Raw genomic sequence first — 18373 nt, forward strand, 5'->3', positions numbered from 1 at the left:
GCATATTTTGAGCCTTTGCCAAAAAGACGACGCATGCGCTAATGGGACGCGGTTTTCCCGCTTGCGTCAGCTGGGAATAGGGGGAGGGGGGCCGCACCGGCCGTCACTTCACTTCGGGACTCCCTCCCATCCAACATGTTTCGAAGTTGCGTAACAGAGGGCAACACCGTTTCTTGCGATCTGTTCGAAAACACGTTCAGCGGCCGCTTGCTGTAACCGGGCCTGAGCAGGCGGAGCGTGTCAATGCGATGAATGTCCGGAAACAGCAGCTATCTGACTCGGCCTTGCGTGCGGAGGAGGCTCAGCGACGTGTCAGGTTGCTAAGCATCGTGTTTTCAGAATCACCTCATTCAGACCGCAACATCGCCGCGGTTACAGATCGGCAGGTGACGACCTCATCGGTCGAGGGGCTGAGAAGGACGGATTTGCGTCGCTATCCATTGATGTCGTGATATTGCGCAGGGCTCATCCGCGACCGCTGCCATCGTCGGGCGTCAATGATGACGTGATTCTAAAAACACGTCGAATGAAGAATTCAGGGCCGCAACTTATATTTGTTGCGGCGGTGATGTTCCTTCACGAAGCCATAGAAGCGCTTGGAATAGTTGCGCGGCAACTCATGCGGATTGGCGCCCAGAAAGGCATCGAACCTACGCATCAGTTCATCATAGTCCCAGCCGGGAAAGTCGCTGCGGATCGCGTCATGAACGTGGGCGTCCAATATATCGCGCGCCCGCCCGCCAGATAGGGGGACCGGTTTGGCCTTGCTTCTGTCCGCACCCGGGCTTCGCAACCCGCCGGCCGCTTGCGCGATCAGCGTCATGGCCTGCCGCGGATCGATCATCGCCTGCTCGTCATCCTCTGCTGGCGTGACAGAGGAGGGGAGGGGGTTCGCCCGGACAGATCGCGCGCGTTCGGCCATGTGCCGACGCATGACCATCCGCATCTTGGGCTTCGTGCTATCGGGATTGACGACCTCAAGGCTGATGTCCGGCAATTCATTCGCCTTGGCAAGGTCGAGCAGTTTGCGCTTGAATACCGGATAGCTGCTCTCGCTACCGCTCTTCTGATGGAGCGTTTCGAAGCCGATGACGAAGCCTTCCGCGCCGTTGCCGCCCGCATGTTTGCGCGAGGCGCGGTACAGCCATTTGCCAAGGCCGCTGGTAATCTCGAAATAGAGCGGTGAAATGGCCAGCACATTGCGCTTGTCCATAACCCCGTCGAAGAACCATTTGGAGAGGGTGATTTCCATGCCGAGCGAACGCTGGGTCCGCTCATCCACCAGATGGGTGTAGCTGTCGATCCAGGAGAAGGTCGTTTCCCGGCTCTTGGCGCTGGCGCGAATATTGGTCTTGATCGTCGTCGCCTGCAGCCGGTCGAGCGCGCTGACCAGCCGCTCATAGGCCCGCCCGCTGGTGCCCCAGCAAATGCGCTTGAGCAGATCGCCTGGCTGAAGGCGAATAACGGGCGAGAGATCGTTGAGGCCACGCTCGCGCAGCTCGTTAAGATGTGACGCCAGATAGATCATGATATCCGCGTCCCAGATCGTCGCCATTCCATAGGTAGGATTGGGCGAAACATGGACGGTGACCGCCTTGTCCGGACTGACATAATCGATCGGCTTGACGCGCTTGCGCTTCGACAGGCTGAAGAACGGCCGCTGCATCGTCTCCTGATAATCGCGCAGGGAGATGTCGCTGAAATCCGGCAGGGTGAAGAACATTTCGAACTGGACCTTGCGCTCCTTCAGCGCCGTCTTGAGTTCGCCCTCATTCGCCACCCTGCATCATCCCATTTGCTGTCCCCCCGGGGGGAAATCGATATAACAAACTGAAATATAAGGTTTATTCCTCTATTTTCAGCTTTTCGTTCCTGCAAAGCGCCTGTTTATCGCCGCTTTGCGGTGCGAATACGCGCCGCGTCGATCACCGGGCGCAACGCTTCCAATATGGCATCGGTCGACAGGTCCGACGGGGTGAGCGTGAGCGTCAGAACCTTCTGCTGATCCTTCAGCACCTCGCCGATCGGCTTGCCATTGCTGCCCGCAATCGCCGCCTTTTGCACGCGCCCCTTGGCCGTCATCGCCTTGAGCAGACGGCTCATCACCTCCGCGCCCGCAATGGGCTGTTCGTCACCCGAACGACGGAAACTCTGCTCCGATGCGATCTGGTCAGCTGCCGCCTCCAGCTTCGTCCGGCTTGCCGGATCGCGCAACAGCGGCAGCAGCTTCTCACCATATTTGGCCTGCAGATCCATGGGCGAATGGAAGGCGCTGACGAGGAAGGGGGGGATGTCGGTCAACGCAATATAACGCGACAATTGCGACTTGGAGATTTTCAGCCGCTCGGCCATGCGCAACTGCACACCGCCATAGAAGCGATCGACCGCAGCCTTGTAATTTAAGCCACGCTCCAGATCGGAAATATCCTCCCGCTCGCGATTTTCGATATCGGCCAGACGGAAGGCCGCCTCATCGTCCAGATCCTCGATGATCGCGATCAGATCGATGTCGGGATAATGGTTGCCGTTAAGCCAGCTGATCGCCCAGTGACGCCGGGTTCCCGTGACCAGTTCATAGGGCAGGGGGCCGTTGGGCGTACGCCGCACAACCGCAGGAATACGATTGCCGCCTTCGGCCAGGATGGAATCGATCAGGCTGCGCAGCCGATGTTCGTCCAGCAGCGAATAGTCACGCGCATTGCCGGGCCAGATCGAACATTCCGCCGGCTTCAACCGGATGGTCGGCCGTTTCACGATCCGCGCGGCTTCGCCAAAAGCTTCCAACCGCTTGTTGGTGAAATTGACGCGGCCGGGCGCCGCGGTTTCGCCCGTAACCGGATCAGGCGCCACGACGGGTTCGGCGGGAACGGAGGCAAGCGCCTCGCTGATCAGCGAGCGCCGGCTCATGCCGCGACACTCACGCCAGCGTCAGCAGCGCCGGTCAGGCTGGTCGATGCCCATTGCTGCCTGATCTGTTGTTCGACCTCGCCGAACACGGCATCGAGATTGTCGCGACACCGCATATAGGTCTGATGCGACGCCGACGGTTTGGATTCATAGATGGAGCGGAAGGCCTGTGTGGCATTCTTGATTTCTTCGGAAGCCAGGATCGGTTGGCCCAGCAACAGGCCCGCATAGGTCGCCTGCATGATCCGCCACATATCATTTTCACCCGGCTTGCTGGGCGAAAAGGTGGAACAGACGACGCGGATGAAGCCATAATTGACCGGCGTGCCATTTTGTTCGAGGATTTCGATATTGTCCGCGATCGTGTCCATGAAATGGATGGTGGACAGATAATCGAGCTGGCGCGCGGGTACGGGGATGAGCAGGCCGGTCGCGGCCGCCATCACATTGAGACCCAGAAAGCCCATGGCTGGCGGGGGATCGAGCAGGATCACGTCGAAATCCTTGGCCACGCTGGATATGCCGATACGCAGTGCCTGAAGACTTTCGCGCACCGCCTGCCCGCCTTCGCGCAGGGTAGAGGTCAGATCCCATTCCGCGTCCTGAAGGCCAAGGCTGGACGGGACGATCTTGATCGTGGGCCAGGGCGTGTCGCGGATCGTCTGGGCGAAATCGCTGAAGGTGCTGCGCGGCGACAGGAATGTGCCCAGCGTCTGATCATCGTCGATCAGCGTTTCGGGCTGGATATCGAACATGGTGGTGGTCGATGCCTGGGGATCGCAGTCGATCACCAGCACGCGATAGCCATGCAGCGCCAGATAGTCGGCCAGATGCTTGGTAATGGTGCTCTTGCCCACGCCGCCCTTGAAATTCTGAACCGCCAGGACGACCGCATCCTCGTCCGGCTGCTTGCCGACATGGATGCCCAAAGCCTCGCGGATCTGGGTCAGGTCTTCCAGCGTGTAATAGCGGCGGCCATTGGGCTGCTGCTTGGGCTGGGGCAGGCGCCCCTTGGATTCCGCTTTGGCCAATGCTTCGGGCGTGCGGCCGATCAGTTCGGCGGCAACCGTCGGTCCGAAGGTGATATCGAGCGTCTTGCGCGTGTCAGGGCGGAACACGATCGTCTTGATATGATCGCGCATTTGCTGGCACGCAGTGGTGACGTTACGCAGCGTGTTGACGGTAAACGACATAGCGCCCCTCATTGCCGAATCATGGCGGTAAAATGGTTAGCGTTTAATGCGCTCATTTAGCCATGAAAGTCAAACCTGACGGAAGGGTGGGCAGGAATTGCTTCCTTGCTGCACTGCGTCACCGCGAAGCACAACCGTTGATCGATGAACTGAGGGAAAGGATGGGCGCCAGCTGATAGCCCTTGGATCTCTAACCATGACGCAATTCTGGCGGCAAACGCGCATTAGAGATTTTTATGAGGAGATTATACTGATTACCATCCCATCGAGACAGCGATTCATGGCGGGAATCCTGCGATTCGCAAGCGACGTCCGAAAACTGATCGCACGACGGATCGGAACCGATAACACGGTGTGATGATTCCGAAAGTACGTCGTGCGAGTCTTGATAACACGCTGAATTTTCAGCCGATCAACGGTCGGGAACGATGGCTGCGCTGCCCTGTGTCCCGATGTCCATCAGCGTCGATGTTGCAGGCGCATAGGCTTTCCAGGCGGGCAGGCCTTTCCCATTAGGGTCGCCGCTTTTTACGAAATTGACCAGATAGCCGCTGGCCAAGCGGCCCAGTGCACGGTCGCCAGCCGTGGTCGCATCGCCATATTTGATCCCGACGGTGTCGAAGAAATAGGGGATTTCGCTCGCATGGCCTGCACCCCTGGTGTCGGCGGTGCGCAACGACTGCGCGACATAGGAGAAGCGATAATAATAGGTCGGCAGGTTTTGGCTGGCGAACAACTGCGCCATGGACCGCGCACCGGTCACCATCGTGCCGGTCGGACCGCCAATATCGTTACTGGTCGCGCCGATCATCACGGGCACCCGTGCAAACTTGCCGGCCTGATAGGCGGCAAGCGCGTCGACCGCGATCCGCCCGTCGGCGATCGGGCTGCTATAGGTGCGCGGTCCCGGCGCGGACAAGGTGGCCAGGTTCAGCCCATCGATCATCGTGTCCGCTGGCAGGGCGCGCAGCCTGGCCAGCGCATCGGGTGCGCCGGAGGCGACCCCCTTCTTCTCGGCAAAGGCTGCGCCCACCTGTTCTGCCGATGCCATCGTCGCTTCCTCCATCAGGCGCGGGCCGCCTGACTGGATCACGGCCCGGTGGAACAGCCCCTGCGCCATGGGCGATGTCAGCAGTGCATGGACCGACATGCCGCCCGCGCTTTCGCCCACGATGGTGACATTGGCCGGATCGCCGCCAAAAGCCGCGATGTTCGATTGCACCCAGCGTAGTGCCGCGATCTGGTCCATATAGCCATAATTGGCGAGCAGCCCCTTGTCCGCATCGGCCTTCGTCAATGCGGGATGAGCGAAGGTGCCGAACCGACCGATCCGATAGTTGAAGCTGACCATCATGATCCCCTGCCGCGCCAGCGCCGCGCCGGCATAGGTGGGTGGGGACGATCCGCCATTGACGAAGCCGCCGCCATAGATCCACACCATCACCGGCAACTTGGCCTTGGCCGCTGCCGGCTTCCACACATTCATATAGAGGCAGTCTTCGGACGGCGGCGTGCCGAGTGGCGCGGCATCGCTGGGGAAGGGGAGCTGCATGCAGTCATGGCCATAGCGGCTCGCATCGCGCACGCCCTGCCAACGCGCCACGGCTTGCGGCGCGCGCCAGCGCAGATCGCCGACCGGGGGCGCAGCGAAGGGGATGCCGCGAAAGGCGATGACGCCATCCTCCTCCACCCCGCGCAGCGCGCCGTCTGCTATGGTCACCACCGGCGCCGCGGAATTGGTCCGGGCGTCAGCGATCGGGGCGGTAAGGGCAGCGGCCATCAGCACGGTACGCAGGGTCAGGCTCATCTCTCATCCTCCATATTTTTTATAGGTCAGTTCAGGGCAGCGACACCACTCGATCCTGTCGCGCCGACAAGAGCGCGACTTCGACAATCTCCTGCACCGCTACCGCTTCATCAAGCGGAATCGGCAGGGCGGTGCCGGCCAGAAGGGCCGCGCCCAATTCGGCATAATAAAGCTGCTGGCACCCCATCGCAGCCGGGCGCAGCGTCACGCCGCCGGCACCGTCATGAATTTCCAGCGGATCGGGATCGACGCCCCAACCCAGCTCACCTGGACGCAGGCCAGCGATTAACTGCGCCTCCTGCGGATCGAGCTGCCGCTTGATGAGCGATCCCCCGCTGCCATGCACGGCAAAGCGCGGACTGCCACCAATATCGCCACCCGGCGCGTTCAGGCTGGCGTGCAGCACCGCGCGCATCCCCGGATAGCGCAGCACGACATGCGCCCAATCGTCCGCGGCCGATCCGGAGCGCAGCGCGGCAATATCCGCGCTGACCGCCAGCGGCCGGCCGAACAGCGCCAGCGCCTGATCGACCAGATGTGGGCCGAGGTCGAACCAGACACCCGATCCCGCCGATCCATCCTCACGCCAGCGGTCTCGCACTTCCGGGCGGAAGCGGTCGAAATGGGATTCGAAATGCGTCACCCGCCCGATCGTGCCTTCCTCTATCGCCGCGCGGATGCTGAGGAAGTCGCTGTCGAACCGTCGATTGTGGAAGACCGTCAGCTGCCGCCCATGGGTGTGCGCCAGTTTTACCAGATCGCGCGCCTCGGCCAGCGACAGGGCGAAAGGCTTGTCCACGACCACATGTTTGCCCGCTCGCAGGGCATCTGCGGCCAGCGCTGCATGTGTCGCACTCGGTGTCGCAACCACCACCAACGCGATCGCCGGATCGGCCAGCAGGGCGGCCGCTTCCATGCAGGCGATGGTGGGATCGAGCGCGGCCACCTCATCGGCCCTGCTGGTCGCGATCGCCACCAGATCCAGCGTCTTTGCGGCGCGGATCAGCGGCGCATGAAATACCCGCCCGGCCATACCATAGCCGATCAGGCCGACCTTGATCCGTGCCGTCATGGCTTGAGCGCCTCGGCCACCACAGGCGCCAGCTTGCCGACGATCACCGTCACGCCCTTGTCATTGGGGTGTATGCCATCGGGCAGTTGCAGCGTCCGATCGCCGATCACCCCGTCCAGCATGAAGGGATAGAGGCCGGCTTTATATTTCTGCGCCAGTTCGGGATAGATGGGGTTGAAGGCGGCGGCATAGTCCGGCCCCATATTGGGTGACGCCAGCATGCCGGTCAGCAGCACCGGGATGCCGCGTTTCTGCAACTGCGCCAATATCGCGTCCAGATTGGTGCGCGTCTCCGCTGGAGACAGGCCTCGCAGCATGTCGTTGCCGCCCAGCCCCACCAGCATCAGGTCGGGCTTACGGGGCAAGCCGTCCAGCGTGAAGGCGAGCCGCGTCAGCCCCGCCGCCGTGGTGTCGCCCGACACGCCGGCATTGACGACCCGCGCCTTCATGCCGTGCGCCGTCAGCGCCTTTTCCAGCACCGGCGCCAGCCCCTTGTCCTGATCCAGATTATAGCCGGCATAAAGGCTGTCGCCAAAGGCGACCACCAGCGGTTCGTCCGCCGCCGGCACCGCCGGCTGTGCCTGATTTGCCACCTGCGCTTCATGACCGGCGGGCGGCGAAGTGGGTGTTTTATCCGAACAGGCCACCGCCAGTTGGACAATCAGCGCCAACGCCCCATATTGCATCCACTTGTGGCCCAAGGAGCGCTCCTTCTTCATGCATCTGCCCATCGATCCCACCACTATCGCGATCCGCGCGCAGGATGTCACCCTTTCGCTTGGAACGCGCGAAGCGCCGGTGGCGATCCTCAAGGGGGTGGATCTTACCATCTTGCGCGGGGAGAGCATCGCCATCCTCGGCGCATCGGGATCGGGCAAAAGCTCGCTGATGGCCGTGTTGTCGGGCCTTGAACAGGCGAGCGGCGGCAGCGTCAGCGTGGGCGGCGTCGATTTCGGCGCGCTGGATGAGGACGCATTGGCGCAGGCCCGCCGCGGCCGCATCGGCATCATCCTGCAAAGCTTCCACCTGCTGCCGACCATGACCGCGCATGAAAATGTCGCCGTGCCGCTGGAACTGGCCGGCCATGCCGATGCCTTCGATCGGGCGGCGGCGGAATTGCGCGCCGTGGGCCTTGGCCATCGGCTCGACCATTATCCAGCCCAGCTTTCGGGTGGCGAGCAGCAGCGCGTGGCCATCGCCCGCGCCGTCGCGCCGCGCCCGACTTTGCTCTTTGCCGATGAGCCGACCGGCAATCTGGATGTCACCACCGGCGCCACCATCATGGACCTGCTGTTCGAACGGCAGGCGGCGGCGGGCGCGACCCTGGTCATCATCACCCATGATTCGGTGCTGGCGCAGCGCTGCGGCCGGATCGTGGAAATGCGCGACGGCCACATCATATCGGACCGCGCGGCGTGAACGCGCTGAATTGGCGCGCCAGCTGGCGCATCGCCCGGCGCGACCTGCATCTGGGCTTTCGCGGCCTGCGCCTTCTCTTCCTCTGCCTGTTCCTGGGCGTGGCGACATTGGCCGCGATCGGCAGTCTGACCGCCGCGATCACGCAGGAGCTGAGCGATCGCGGCCGCAATCTGCTGGGCGGCGACATCGAAATCGCCATGACGCAGCGGGAGGCACGGCTGGGCGACAAGGAAGCCTTCCGCCAACTCGGCACACTGAGCGAAACCATCCGCCTGCGCGCCATGGCGCAGCGTGTGGGGCAGGGGGCCAAAGATGCGCCGCCGGCGATCCTCACCGAGTTGAAGGGGGTCGATGCCGTCTATCCGCTTTATGGTACCCTTACGCTGAAAAGCGGCACATATAGTCCACTCGATCCCGATCATATGCTGATCGGCCAAGCGCTGGCGGAGCGGCTGGAGATTCGTCCCGGCGACCGGCTGCGCTATGGTACCGCCGATTTCACCATCGGCGGCATCATCGCCGACGAGCCGGACAGGCTGGGCGAAGGCTTCACCCTGGGCCCGGTCGCGATCGTCTCGATCGATGGGCTGCGCCGTACCGGCCTGATCCAGCCGGGTAGCCTCTATACCGCCAAATATCGTATCCGCCTGAACCCCGGTTTTGATCCTGCCACGGTGCGCAAGGACATGGAAAAGGCGCATGAAACCGACGGCTGGACGCTGAAGGACCGCGATCGTGCAGCGCCGGGCGCCAATCGCTTCATCGAACGCATGGGGCAGTTTCTGTCGCTGATCGGGCTGGCCGCCCTCGTCATCGCCGGCATCGGAGTCAGCAACGGCGTCGCCTCCTATCTCGCCGGCAAGCGCGGCGGCATCGCGACATTGAAAGTGCTGGGCGCGACCTCCACCGATATCGGCCGCATATATAGGATGCAGGTCGGCGTGGTCGCGCTGCTCGGCATCGCCGCCGGTCTTGTCGTGGGCGCGCTGTTGCCGCCATTGATCGTCGCGCTGGCGGGTGATGTGCTGCCGGTCAGCCCCGGCTTCCGGCTCCATCCGCTGCCGCTTGTCACCAGCGCCGCTTACGGCCTGCTCATCGCCTTCCTTTTCACCTTCCCGCCGCTCGGTCGCGCCCGCACCCAGCCGGCCGCCGCCATCTTTCGTGGTGCGGTGGAAACGCGGGGCGGCATCGACCGGCGCAGCCTGATCGCCATGGGCGGGGCAGGGGGCCTGCTCGTCGCGCTGGCTTTGCTGACCGCGCGCGAACCGCTCTTTTCTGCCGCCGTCCTCGGCGCGACGGCGGCGGTTCTGCTGTTGCTCCTCGGCCTGGGTTGGGCAGTCCGCCGCCTCGCCCTGATCGCGCCGCGCCCGCGCCGTCCGCTGCTGCGCCTTGCGCTGGCCAATCTTCACCGCCCCGGCGCGCAAACGGCCGCGCTGATCGTGGCACTGGGCCTTGCGCTCACTTTGTTCGTGACGCTGGCCGGCATCCAGACCAGCCTCGATCGCGAAATCCGCAACGTCGTGCCGGAAAAGGTGCCCAATCAGTTCGTCCTCGACATCCCCTCGGTGCAAGTCGACCGCTTCCGCGCAATCGCCCGCAAGCAGGCACCCGAAGCGCAACTCAACATCGTGCCGTCCCTGCGCGGCACGATCGTCGCCTATGGCGCGCAACGCGTCGCGGATCTGAAGGAACTGCCCGAAGGTGCCTGGTTCCTGCGCGGCGAGCGCGGTGTCACCTATAGCGCTGCCCTGCCGCAGGGCAGCGACCTGACCGCTGGTCAGTGGTGGCCGCGCGCCTATGCCGGCCCGCCGCTCGTCTCGCTGGACGAAGAAGCGGCGAAGGTCATGGGGATCGGCATCGGCGACAATCTGACCGTCAGCATCCTCGGCCGGGAAATCACTGCGCGCATCGCCTCCCTGCGGAAGGTCAACTGGGACACGATGGGCTTCAACTATATCCTCGTCTTCTCCCCCAACACATTGGCCGCCGCGCCGCACAGCATGACCGCGACCATCACCATGGATGCCCGCCACGACGCGGCCATGACCCGCGCGCTGCTCGCCGCCTTCCCCGGCGTGTCGGTGATCGGCGTGGGCGATGTGATCGATCAGGTCGGTACCATCATGACGCAGATGTCGCGCGCCATCGTCGCTGCCGCCTCGGTCGCGATCCTGGCGGGCATCGCCGTGCTGGTCGGCGCCATCGCCGCCTCCCGCGCGGCGCGCAGTTATGACAGCGTGATATTGAAGACGCTGGGCGCGACCCGCTGGCAGATATTGGGCGGGCAGGCGATCGAATATGGGTTGCTTGCGTCCATGCTGGCGCTGGTTGCGCTAGGGCTCGGGCTGACGGCGGCCTGGTTCGTCATCGTGCGGATCTTCGAATTTACCTGGGCGCCCGACTGGTGGGTGGTGCTGGCGACATTGGGCGGCGGCGCATTGCTGACGCTGGGCATCGGCCTTGCCGGTGCGATTCCGCTGATGTCGATCCGCCCGGCCCGCGCCCTGCGGCAGTTGTAACGGCCGCTGCCGCCGCAAACGGCACCGATCGCGGCATATCCTGCCGCGATCGGTGCCTCCTGCTGCGCCGCCGCTTTTATCCTGCCGCCTTCGTCCAGCACAGGAAAAGGCCGGCATGACCAGCACCGCTTCGCAAATCCGCTCCTTCATCGACCTGCGTCAATGGGCCGCAGGCGTCACCGTCGCCCCGGCAATCGGCGACGCTTTCCTGGGCGCTCGCGCAGCCCTGCCACTCGCCGACGGGCCGATCAGCGCCGGCCTTATCCTCCTGCCGCAGGGCAACGGCACCGTTTCCGCCTTGCCCGGCGAAGAGTTCATCATCGTGGAAGCCGGCGCCGTCCGCATCGAACAGGCGGGCAAGCGCTTCACGCTGACCGAAGGCCAAAGCCTGCTGCTACGCGACGGCGCGACCTTCGATTGGTCGGCCGATGCCGACGTTCGCCTTGTCTTCATGCGCCGCAGCGGCGGCCCGGCCGGCGATGGCGCGATCATCCCGGTCGATACCGGTGCGCCGCTCGAACCATCGGGTGCCCCGCTTGCCGAATTGCTGGTCGGCCCGACGCCGCAGTGCCGCAACCATGGCGATTATAAATCGGACGACGGCGAATATATGGTCGGTACCTGGGATTCGACGCCCTATTATCGCCGCGCCATGGCCTATCGCCATTTCGAACTCATGTACCTGCTCGAAGGCAGCGTCACCTTCGTCGACGAAGCCGGCGAAGAAGGGACTTTCCACAAGGGCGACATCTTTCTGGTGGAACAGGGCGCACAATGTAGCTGGGACAGCCAGGTCCATGTGAAGAAAGTCTACTGCATCTACCGACCGGCCTGACACGGAAGGCTGGTCAGGCCATCGGATCGAGCGTCCCCAGCCATGCCACCAGCCCTATGATGGCGATGGCGGCGCTCGTTTCGATGGCCAGCGACAGGCGCAGATGGGCAATGGCCCGCTGCGCCTCGCCCCGCTCCAGCAAGGGCGTCAGCCGCCAGCGGTTCACCGCCGCCAGCCCCAGCATCAGTGCGAAGAGTGCCAGCTTGGCGCCAAGCAACATACCATAGCGGCTGCCCACCAGCGCCGGCGCGTCCGCCAACCCCACGATCGTCACCAGATTGATCGCGCCGCTGATGATGAGGGTCGCCACGATCAGCGTCCCCATCAGGGCAAAGCCGCCCAGCATCGCGGCCACCCGCTGCACATCATGACGCAGCGTCACCACCGCATGCAGCAGCACCGCGAGTGCCCCGATCCATCCAGCCGCCGCCCATATATGGGCGACATCGGCAGCCCGGTGCAGCGTACCCGCCATATCTTCCGTCGCGCCGGCATGACCGGTCCAGGCCAGCGTTGCAGCCGCGACCGCCGCAGGGATCAGTGCGACCCGAAGGCCCTGCGGCAGGAGAAGGCAAGCCAGCGTCAACAGCAGTGCGCCACTGCGCACCGCCAGCACCGGGCCGATCGGTGTCATCGTCAGCAATATCTGCGCGCTGGCCCAGTCGGGGCTGCTGATCGGCGTGCCAGTCATGGCGGCGGCGCTGGCCAGCAACCACAGCGCAGACAGCGCCATGCCGCCCAGCGCCAAAATGACCAGCAGGCTCTTTCTCCCCGCCATGCCCATGGCCCACCAGAATAGCGGCAGGCCCATGAGCAGGGCGAGGTCGATCATCAGTGCAAAGCGCGCGCCGATCAGTGCCCCCTCGGTCATCGGCTCTTACTTGACCTTGAAGCTGTAACCGCCTTCCATCTTGTGCTGGTCGGCGCCGACGATATGCCATTTCAGGTCATAGCTGCCGGCGGGCAGAGCGCGGGGGAAGGTCAGGGTCATGGTCTTGCCGTTGACGTCGGTCTTGAATCCCTTGATCGGCATCGGTTCATGATTGGCCATGCCCGGCATCCCGGTCATCACCAGCTCCGCGCTGCTCATGGGGGCCAGGAAGGTTTCGGAGAAGGTCAGGCTCAGCTTGGTCGGCTTGGCGACGGTCGCGTTGGCGGCCGGGGTGGACGACACCAGCTTGCTGTGCGCGCTCGCTACGCCGGGCAGAGCCAGCGCAAGGGCGGCAGCAGCGGTCAGGAAATAACGGGTCATGGGATAGTCTCCATCGGGGTGGCCAGATAGGGTGGTCAGGGGATGATACGCATGGACTTGCCGTACCCCTCGACCCATGGGCATATTTTTTCGTCCGTACAGATGAGGGATAGCCGTCGCTCGCGCGTATGCGTGGGGAAGGATGGAGATTAGATGATGAGCGATCTGGATCAGTTGCTGGGGGCGGTGCGGGCAATGCCGACCGACGCGCGCCTGGCGGATATGGACGCGGCGGTGATGGGTGGCCTCGCCCGACGGCGCGACCGGGCGATGGCCCGGCGCAGCCTGATGCTGGCCGGCCTTCTGGCGATCGGCATCGGCTGGGCCGGCAGCATCGTGCCCGGTGCGCCTGCACAAGCGGCGCCCCTGCCGATCGGCATGTCCGACTATGCGCCGTCCCGCCTGCTCGGCCAATGAACGGCCGGCGTTATATATGGGTGGCGCTGGTGGCCTTCGCTGCGGCGCTTGCCGCCGTGCTGGTCGCGCGCATCTGGCTGGCGCCGCCACCCCGCGTCGAAAGCGAGGTCCACGCCCTCCTCCATCAGCGGCTGACGCTCGACGCCGCGCAGGAACGGCGCATCCACGCACTGGAGGCCACCTTCGCCAAGCGCCGCGAAGCGCTGGAGGCGGAAATGCGTGCCGACAATGAGCGGCTGGCCACCGCGATCGAGGTTGAACATGGCTATGGTCCCAAAGTGGCCGAAGCCGTCGATCGATCGCATCATGTGATGGGTCAGCTGCAAAAGGAAACGCTCCAGCATATCTTCGCGATGCGCGGTGTATTGCGCCCCGATCAGGCGGCGCAGTTCGATGCCGCGATCGTCAAGGCGCTGACCCAGCCGGCCCGGTGACGACAGCCGATCCTGATGATCGCGCCTTGGCCACTCGCGCGCTGGCCGGGGATCAGGCCGCCTATGGGGCGCTGATGCGGCGGCATCGCGACGCCATGTTTCGGCTGGCGCGCGGGGCCATCGGCGATCCTGACGAAGCGCTCGACATCACGCAGGAAAGTTTCGTCGCCGCCTTCGCCGCGCTCGCCCGCTATGACGGATCGCGCCCGTTCCGCATCTGGATCGCGCGCATCACCCTCAACAAATGCCGCGACTGGGGGCGTCGCCGTGCCGTCCGTCGTTTCTTCGCCTTTGCCAACCCCATCGACGATGCGCTCGACATTGCGGACGCCGGTGCGACACCGGAGGAAGCGGCGCGATCCGCGCAGGAGGTCGCCCGCATCAACGCTGTCATCGCTACGCTGCCGGCCAATCTGAAGAATGTCCTGCTGCTCCGCACGATCGAGCAGATGAGCCAGGCCGAAGCCGCGCAGGTGCTGGGCATTACAGAGAAGGCGGTCGAAACCCGCCTCTACCGCGCTCGCGCAAAACTCGCTGAAATTTTGAGGGATTGAAGCCCCGCCCGCGTATGAAGGGGCATGACCGATCTGTCCCTTGACCGCCGCACCCTCTTCAAAGGCGCCGCCGCACTGACTCTGGCCGGCGCCGTCCCCGCCTGGGCACGCAGCGGCACTGCTGGCCTGCATCCCGCGCCGGGAGTCCTGTCGGGCGATCGCATCGCGCTCACCGTGGGCGACAGTCATTTCGGCACCGGCGGCCGGTCGGCCCATGCGATCACCATCAACGGCACCGTGCCCGCGCCGCTCATCCGTCTGAAGGAAGGGCAAAGGGTTCAGCTCGCCGTCACCAATAATCTGAAAGAAGACACGTCGATCCACTGGCACGGCCTGATCGTCCCCTTCCAGATGGATGGCGTGCCCGGCGTCAGCTTCCCTGGTATCCGGCCGGGCGAAACTTTCACCTATGATTTCCCGATCCGTCAGTCGGGCACCTATTGGTATCACAGCCATTCGGGCATGCAGGAGGCGATGGGCCATTATGGCCCGATCGTCATCGATCCCGCCGGCGTCGATCCGGTGCAGTCGGACCGGGAACATGTCATCGTGCTGGCCGACTGGTCGCTGGTCCATCCGCATGTGCTGCTCAAGCGGCTGAAACAGATGGGCGGCTATCATAATTTCCAGCGTCAGACGTTGGCGGGGCTGCTGGCCGGTAAGGATCAGGGCCTCAAGGACCGGATGGACTGGGGCAAGATGCGCATGGACCCCACTGACATTTCCGATGTCACCGGCTCGACCTATAGCTTCCTCATCAACGGCCATGGCACGCCGGAAAACTGGACCGGGCTCTTTGCGCCGGGCGAGCGGGTGCGCCTGCGCATCGTGAATGCTTCGGCCATGACCAATTTCAACATCCGCCTGCCCGGCCTGCCGATGACCGTGGTCCAGTGCGACGGCCAGCATGTTCAGCCGGTCGAGACGGACGAGTTCCAGATCGGCATCGCCGAAAGCTACGACGTCATCGTGCAGCCGACCGAAGCGAAAGCCTATGGTCTGATTGCCGAAGCCATCGACCGTTCGGGGCAGGTCCGTGCCACACTTGCGCCGCAGATCGGCATGGTGGCGCCCATCCCCGACCTGCGCGCGCGTCCGCTCCTCACCATGAAGGATATGGGGATGGACATGTCCGGCATGGACATGGGGCAGGGCGGCGTGATCGACCTCAGCCAGCCAGCGAACGACAGCATGTCCGGCCATGCCATGAAGATGCTCGATCCATCGGTGGCGCCCGACGTGCCGATGGGACCGGGAGTCGCGACCCTATCCTCCATGCCGGCCGATCGTACCGCCGACCGGCCGACAGGGTTGGAGGATGTCGACCATCGCGTCCTCACTTACGCCGATCTGCGGTCGCTGGAACCCAACGCAGATATCCGCACGCCGACCCGTTCCCTCGACATTCACCTGACCGCCAACATGGAACGCTATATGTGGTCCTTCGATGGGGTAAAGCTGTCGGACGGTGCGGACCCGATCGCCTTCCGTCATATGGAGCGCGTGCGCATCACGCTCATCAACGACACGATGATGCCGCATCCCATCCATATCCATGGCCATTTCTTCCAGTTGCTGACCGGCGACGATCCGACCCATAATCCGCGCAAGCATACGGTGAATGTCCTGCCCGGCGGCAAGATCAGCTTTGACCTCACCGCCGATGCGCTGGGCGACTGGGCGTTTCACTGTCACATGCTGATGCACATGCACGCCGGGATGATGCGCGTCGTCACGGTGCGTCATGAGGAGGACGCGGCATGAAGCGCCTGATCACCTCCGCCGTACTGCTGCTGGCCGGCACCGCCATGCCTGCTTTGGCACAGGACCACAGCCAGATGGACCATAGCGCGCACCAGATGCCGCCAGGGCAGGAGGATGCGGCGTCGGATCAACCCGCCGATCCCCATGCCGGTCACGCCATGCCCGCATCGGATGATGGCGTGCCCAGGGGCGTCGCCCCGCCAGTCCCCACCGATCATGCCGCCGAAGCTCTTTACGACCCTGCCGTCATGGCCCGCGCCCGCGCCGCCATGCTCAAGGAAAGCGGCGGCATGACCTTTTCGCAGCTCATGATCGACCGGCTGGAATATCGCGCGCAAAAGGGCGGCGACGGCTATCATTGGGAGGGCGAAGGCTGGATCGGCGGCGACATCAATCGCCTCGCCATCAAGTCGGAAGGGGAGGGCGACGTGCGCGGCGCGCTCGAAAACGCGGAACTCCAGGCGCTCTACAGCCGCGCGATCGATCCCTGGTGGAACATCGTCGGCGGCGTGCGGCATGATTTCCGGCCGCAGCCCCAGCGCACCTATGCCACCGTCGGCATAGAGGGCCTCGCCCCCTATTGGTTCGAGGTGGAGGCGCAAGCCTTCCTGTCGAACAAGGGTGACGTTCATGTCCGCGCCGAGGGTAGCTATGACCAGCGCATCACGCAGCGCCTGGTGCTGCAACCCGCCGCCGAAGTGAATATCGCGGCGCAGGACGTGCCGGAGCTGGGCATCGGATCGGGTCTGTCCAACATCGAACTGGGTTTGCGCTTGCGTTATGAATTCGCCCGCGAATTTGCACCCTATATTGGCGTAAACTGGGAACGTAGCTTCGGCGGCACCGCGCGCTACGCCCGCGCGGCGGGAGAGCGGGCATCGGCCACAAGCCTGGTGATGGGCATCCGCTTCTGGTTCTGATGTTTTCCGCACGGCCGGATTAGGACGGATCAGACTCATCCCGTGCCTGATAAATGTTCCCCGGCACAGGCCGGGGTCCAGTCCCATGTTCCGAACTGGACCCCGGCCTGCGCCGGGGACATCGTGGTCAGCCCAGATGTCGCTCCGCCAGTGCGACGTGCAGCTTGATGCCGAGCGCCAGCACATCGTCGTTGAAGTCATAATGCGGGTTATGCAGCGGCACCGACCCTTCCGGCTTCGCCTGCCCCAGCCAGATATAGGCGCCCTTGCAGGCTTGCAGCATGAAGGCGAAATCTTCCGACGTGAAGGCCGGGTCGGGCGCCAGTTGTGCTTCGCCCACAGTCGCGGCGGCATCCAGCGCTTCCTGCGCCGCTTCCGCATCGTTGATCGTCGCGGGATAATAGCGCGTATAATCGACGCGCGCGGTCAACTCTCCGGCCAGCGCCACGCCTGCCGCAATCTGCCGGATCGACTCCTCGATCCGGTCCTGCACCTTGGGATCGAAGGTGCGCACCGTGCCCGAAATCGTCACCAGTTCCGGGATCACATTATGCGTATGTCCGCCATGAATCTGGGTTATGGACAGCACGGCCGACGATGTCGGCGCGATCCGGCGCGACACGATGGCGTTCAATTGCTGCACCAATGATGCTGCAGCAACTATGGCGTCGGGCGTATCCTGCGGGATCGCGGCATGTCCCCCGCGGCCCTCTAATTTGATCTCGAACTTGTCGGCCGCGCCCATGATCGGGCCGGGGCGCGTCGCGATCGTGCCGGCGGGCAGATCGGGCCAATTGTGCAGCCCGAACACACGGTCGCAGGGAAAACGCTCGAACAGGCCTTCCTTCACCATTTCCCGCGCGCCGCCCTGGCCTTCTTCGGCGGGCTGGAAGAAGAAGTTGATCGTCCCGTCGAAATTGCGGCTGCGCGTCAAATGCTGCGCAGCACCGAGAAGCATCGCGACATGGCCATCATGGCCGCAGCCATGGAAAGTGCCGGGCGTCGTGCTGGCATAAGGCAGGTTGGTCTGCTCATGGATGGGCAGCGCGTCCATGTCGGCGCGCAGCCCGATGCTGCGCGAAGATGTGCCGTTGCGCAGCACGCCGACCACGCCGGTCCTGCCGATCCCCTCATGCACCTCCAGCCCCAGCGCGCGTAGTTGCTCGGCGATCCTTCCTGCGGTGCGATGCTCGCAAAAGCCGAGTTCGGGATGGGCATGGATGTCGCGGCGGAACGCGACGAGCGGTTCGATCAGGTCGGATATGTCGGTCATGATGTAA

17 protein-coding genes are annotated in these 18373 nt (G+C 63.9%); 8 read left to right on the forward strand and 9 right to left on the reverse strand.

The window, feature by feature from the left end; translation table 11 throughout:
* Positions 1 to 535 precede the first annotated feature (535 nt).
* The 6 genes from F4U94_RS14425 to F4U94_RS14450 all read right to left on the reverse strand — a co-directional run bounded on the left by F4U94_RS14425 (position 536) and on the right by F4U94_RS14450 (position 7698).
* A complete protein-coding gene (locus tag F4U94_RS14425) occupies positions 536 to 1723 on the reverse strand; it encodes a replication initiator protein A (protein ID WP_120253625.1) in 1188 nt (395 codons plus the stop codon).
* Positions 1724 to 1887: 164 nt separating this feature from the next.
* Positions 1888 to 2907, reverse strand: coding sequence for a ParB/RepB/Spo0J family partition protein (locus F4U94_RS14430; RefSeq protein WP_120253426.1), 1020 nt, complete (start codon positions 2905 to 2907; stop codon positions 1888 to 1890).
* The gene (locus F4U94_RS14435) at positions 2904 to 4100 is read right to left on the reverse strand and encodes an AAA family ATPase (RefSeq protein ID WP_120253425.1); all 1197 of its coding nucleotides are present in this window, start codon (positions 4098 to 4100) and stop codon (positions 2904 to 2906) included. Before F4U94_RS14435 ends, F4U94_RS14430 begins: the two co-directional genes overlap by 4 nt.
* Positions 4101 to 4512: 412 nt before the next feature.
* Positions 4513 to 5907 (reverse strand): carboxylesterase/lipase family protein, encoded by a 1395-nt coding sequence (locus tag F4U94_RS14440; protein WP_232016379.1) that lies wholly within the window; start codon positions 5905 to 5907, stop codon positions 4513 to 4515.
* Between the two features lie 31 nt (positions 5908 to 5938).
* Positions 5939 to 6979 (reverse strand): oxidoreductase, encoded by a 1041-nt coding sequence (locus F4U94_RS14445; protein ID WP_120253424.1) that lies wholly within the window; start codon positions 6977 to 6979, stop codon positions 5939 to 5941.
* Positions 6976 to 7698 carry an arylesterase gene (locus tag F4U94_RS14450; protein WP_120253423.1) on the reverse strand — a complete coding sequence of 241 codons (723 nt, stop codon included), beginning with the start codon at positions 7696 to 7698 and terminating at the stop codon, positions 6976 to 6978. Before F4U94_RS14450 ends, F4U94_RS14445 begins: the two co-directional genes overlap by 4 nt.
* On the opposite strand from F4U94_RS14450, the gene F4U94_RS14455 reads away from it, so the two are divergent.
* From F4U94_RS14455 to F4U94_RS14465, 3 genes are all read left to right on the forward strand, one after another.
* On the forward strand, positions 7697 to 8398 hold the full coding sequence (locus F4U94_RS14455; RefSeq protein WP_120253422.1) for an ABC transporter ATP-binding protein: 702 nt from the start codon (positions 7697 to 7699) through the stop codon (positions 8396 to 8398). The genes F4U94_RS14450 and F4U94_RS14455 overlap by 2 nt on opposite strands.
* Entirely contained in the window at positions 8395 to 10917 is a 2523-nt protein-coding gene (locus F4U94_RS14460; protein WP_120253421.1) for an ABC transporter permease, read from the forward strand. The genes F4U94_RS14455 and F4U94_RS14460 overlap by 4 nt, the downstream gene beginning before the upstream one ends.
* A gap of 115 nt (positions 10918 to 11032) precedes the next feature.
* Positions 11033 to 11752 carry a cupin domain-containing protein gene (locus F4U94_RS14465; protein WP_120253420.1) on the forward strand — a complete coding sequence of 240 codons (720 nt, stop codon included), beginning with the start codon at positions 11033 to 11035 and terminating at the stop codon, positions 11750 to 11752.
* 13 nt (positions 11753 to 11765) lie between these two features.
* Here the strand turns inward: F4U94_RS14465 and copD are convergent, their stop codons facing one another.
* Together copD and copC are read right to left on the reverse strand one after the other, a co-directional pair.
* The gene (gene copD, locus F4U94_RS14470; protein WP_120253419.1) at positions 11766 to 12623 is read right to left on the reverse strand and encodes a copper homeostasis membrane protein CopD; all 858 of its coding nucleotides are present in this window, start codon (positions 12621 to 12623) and stop codon (positions 11766 to 11768) included.
* A 6-nt stretch (positions 12624 to 12629) separates the two neighbouring features.
* Positions 12630 to 13004, reverse strand: a complete 375-nt coding sequence (gene copC / locus F4U94_RS14475; RefSeq protein WP_120253418.1) for a copper homeostasis periplasmic binding protein CopC — start codon at positions 13002 to 13004, stop codon at positions 12630 to 12632.
* 153 nt (positions 13005 to 13157) lie between these two features.
* On the opposite strand from copC, the gene F4U94_RS14480 reads away from it, so the two are divergent.
* Genes F4U94_RS14480 through F4U94_RS14500 form a run of 5 tightly spaced genes read left to right on the forward strand, consistent with a single transcriptional unit; the run spans position 13158 to position 17093 of the window.
* Positions 13158 to 13421, forward strand: a complete 264-nt coding sequence (locus tag F4U94_RS14480; RefSeq protein WP_232016377.1) for a hypothetical protein — start codon at positions 13158 to 13160, stop codon at positions 13419 to 13421.
* A complete protein-coding gene (locus F4U94_RS14485) occupies positions 13418 to 13855 on the forward strand; it encodes a periplasmic heavy metal sensor (RefSeq protein ID WP_120253417.1) in 438 nt (145 codons plus the stop codon). The genes F4U94_RS14480 and F4U94_RS14485 overlap by 4 nt, the downstream gene beginning before the upstream one ends.
* Positions 13852 to 14409 carry an RNA polymerase sigma factor gene (locus F4U94_RS14490; RefSeq protein ID WP_120253416.1) on the forward strand — a complete coding sequence of 186 codons (558 nt, stop codon included), beginning with the start codon at positions 13852 to 13854 and terminating at the stop codon, positions 14407 to 14409. The genes F4U94_RS14485 and F4U94_RS14490 overlap by 4 nt, the downstream gene beginning before the upstream one ends.
* A gap of 24 nt (positions 14410 to 14433) precedes the next feature.
* A complete protein-coding gene (locus F4U94_RS14495; RefSeq protein ID WP_120253415.1) occupies positions 14434 to 16173 on the forward strand; it encodes a copper resistance system multicopper oxidase in 1740 nt (579 codons plus the stop codon).
* Entirely contained in the window at positions 16170 to 17093 is a 924-nt protein-coding gene (locus F4U94_RS14500) for a copper resistance protein B (RefSeq protein ID WP_120253414.1), read from the forward strand. Before F4U94_RS14495 ends, F4U94_RS14500 begins: the two co-directional genes overlap by 4 nt.
* A 127-nt stretch (positions 17094 to 17220) precedes the next feature.
* Here the strand turns inward: F4U94_RS14500 and F4U94_RS14505 are convergent, their stop codons facing one another.
* On the reverse strand, positions 17221 to 18366 hold the full coding sequence (locus F4U94_RS14505) for a M20 aminoacylase family protein (protein WP_120253413.1): 1146 nt from the start codon (positions 18364 to 18366) through the stop codon (positions 17221 to 17223).
* Positions 18367 to 18373: the final 7 nt, after the last annotated feature.

The organism is Sphingobium limneticum (genome assembly GCF_008710155.1).
Classification (GTDB): Bacteria; Pseudomonadota; Alphaproteobacteria; order Sphingomonadales; family Sphingomonadaceae; genus Sphingobium; species Sphingobium limneticum.

Bases quoted from the DNA above. Each gene is read 5' to 3' on its own strand.
- F4U94_RS14445 (WP_120253424.1), bottom strand. From the start codon at position 6,979: ATGACGGCACGGATCAAGGTCGGCCTGATCGGCTATGGTATGGCCGGG.
- F4U94_RS14430 (WP_120253426.1), bottom strand. From the start codon at position 2,907: ATGAGCCGGCGCTCGCTGATCAGCGAGGCGCTTGCCTCCGTTCCCGCC.
- copD (WP_120253419.1), bottom strand. From the start codon at position 12,623: ATGACCGAGGGGGCACTGATCGGCGCGCGCTTTGCACTGATGATCGAC.
- F4U94_RS14480 (WP_232016377.1), top strand. From the start codon at position 13,158: ATGATGAGCGATCTGGATCAGTTGCTGGGGGCGGTGCGGGCAATGCCG.
- F4U94_RS14505 (WP_120253413.1), bottom strand. From the start codon at position 18,366: ATGACCGACATATCCGACCTGATCGAACCGCTCGTCGCGTTCCGCCGC.
- F4U94_RS14450 (WP_120253423.1), bottom strand. From the start codon at position 7,698: ATGAAGAAGGAGCGCTCCTTGGGCCACAAGTGGATGCAATATGGGGCG.
- F4U94_RS14425 (WP_120253625.1), bottom strand. From the start codon at position 1,723: ATGTTCTTCACCCTGCCGGATTTCAGCGACATCTCCCTGCGCGATTAT.
- F4U94_RS14485 (WP_120253417.1), top strand. From the start codon at position 13,418: ATGAACGGCCGGCGTTATATATGGGTGGCGCTGGTGGCCTTCGCTGCG.
- F4U94_RS14435 (WP_120253425.1), bottom strand. From the start codon at position 4,100: ATGTCGTTTACCGTCAACACGCTGCGTAACGTCACCACTGCGTGCCAG.
- F4U94_RS14465 (WP_120253420.1), top strand. From the start codon at position 11,033: ATGACCAGCACCGCTTCGCAAATCCGCTCCTTCATCGACCTGCGTCAA.
- F4U94_RS14495 (WP_120253415.1), top strand. From the start codon at position 14,434: ATGACCGATCTGTCCCTTGACCGCCGCACCCTCTTCAAAGGCGCCGCC.
- copC (WP_120253418.1), bottom strand. From the start codon at position 13,004: ATGACCCGTTATTTCCTGACCGCTGCTGCCGCCCTTGCGCTGGCTCTG.
- F4U94_RS14455 (WP_120253422.1), top strand. From the start codon at position 7,697: ATGCATCTGCCCATCGATCCCACCACTATCGCGATCCGCGCGCAGGAT.
- F4U94_RS14500 (WP_120253414.1), top strand. From the start codon at position 16,170: ATGAAGCGCCTGATCACCTCCGCCGTACTGCTGCTGGCCGGCACCGCC.
- F4U94_RS14440 (WP_232016379.1), bottom strand. From the start codon at position 5,907: ATGAGCCTGACCCTGCGTACCGTGCTGATGGCCGCTGCCCTTACCGCC.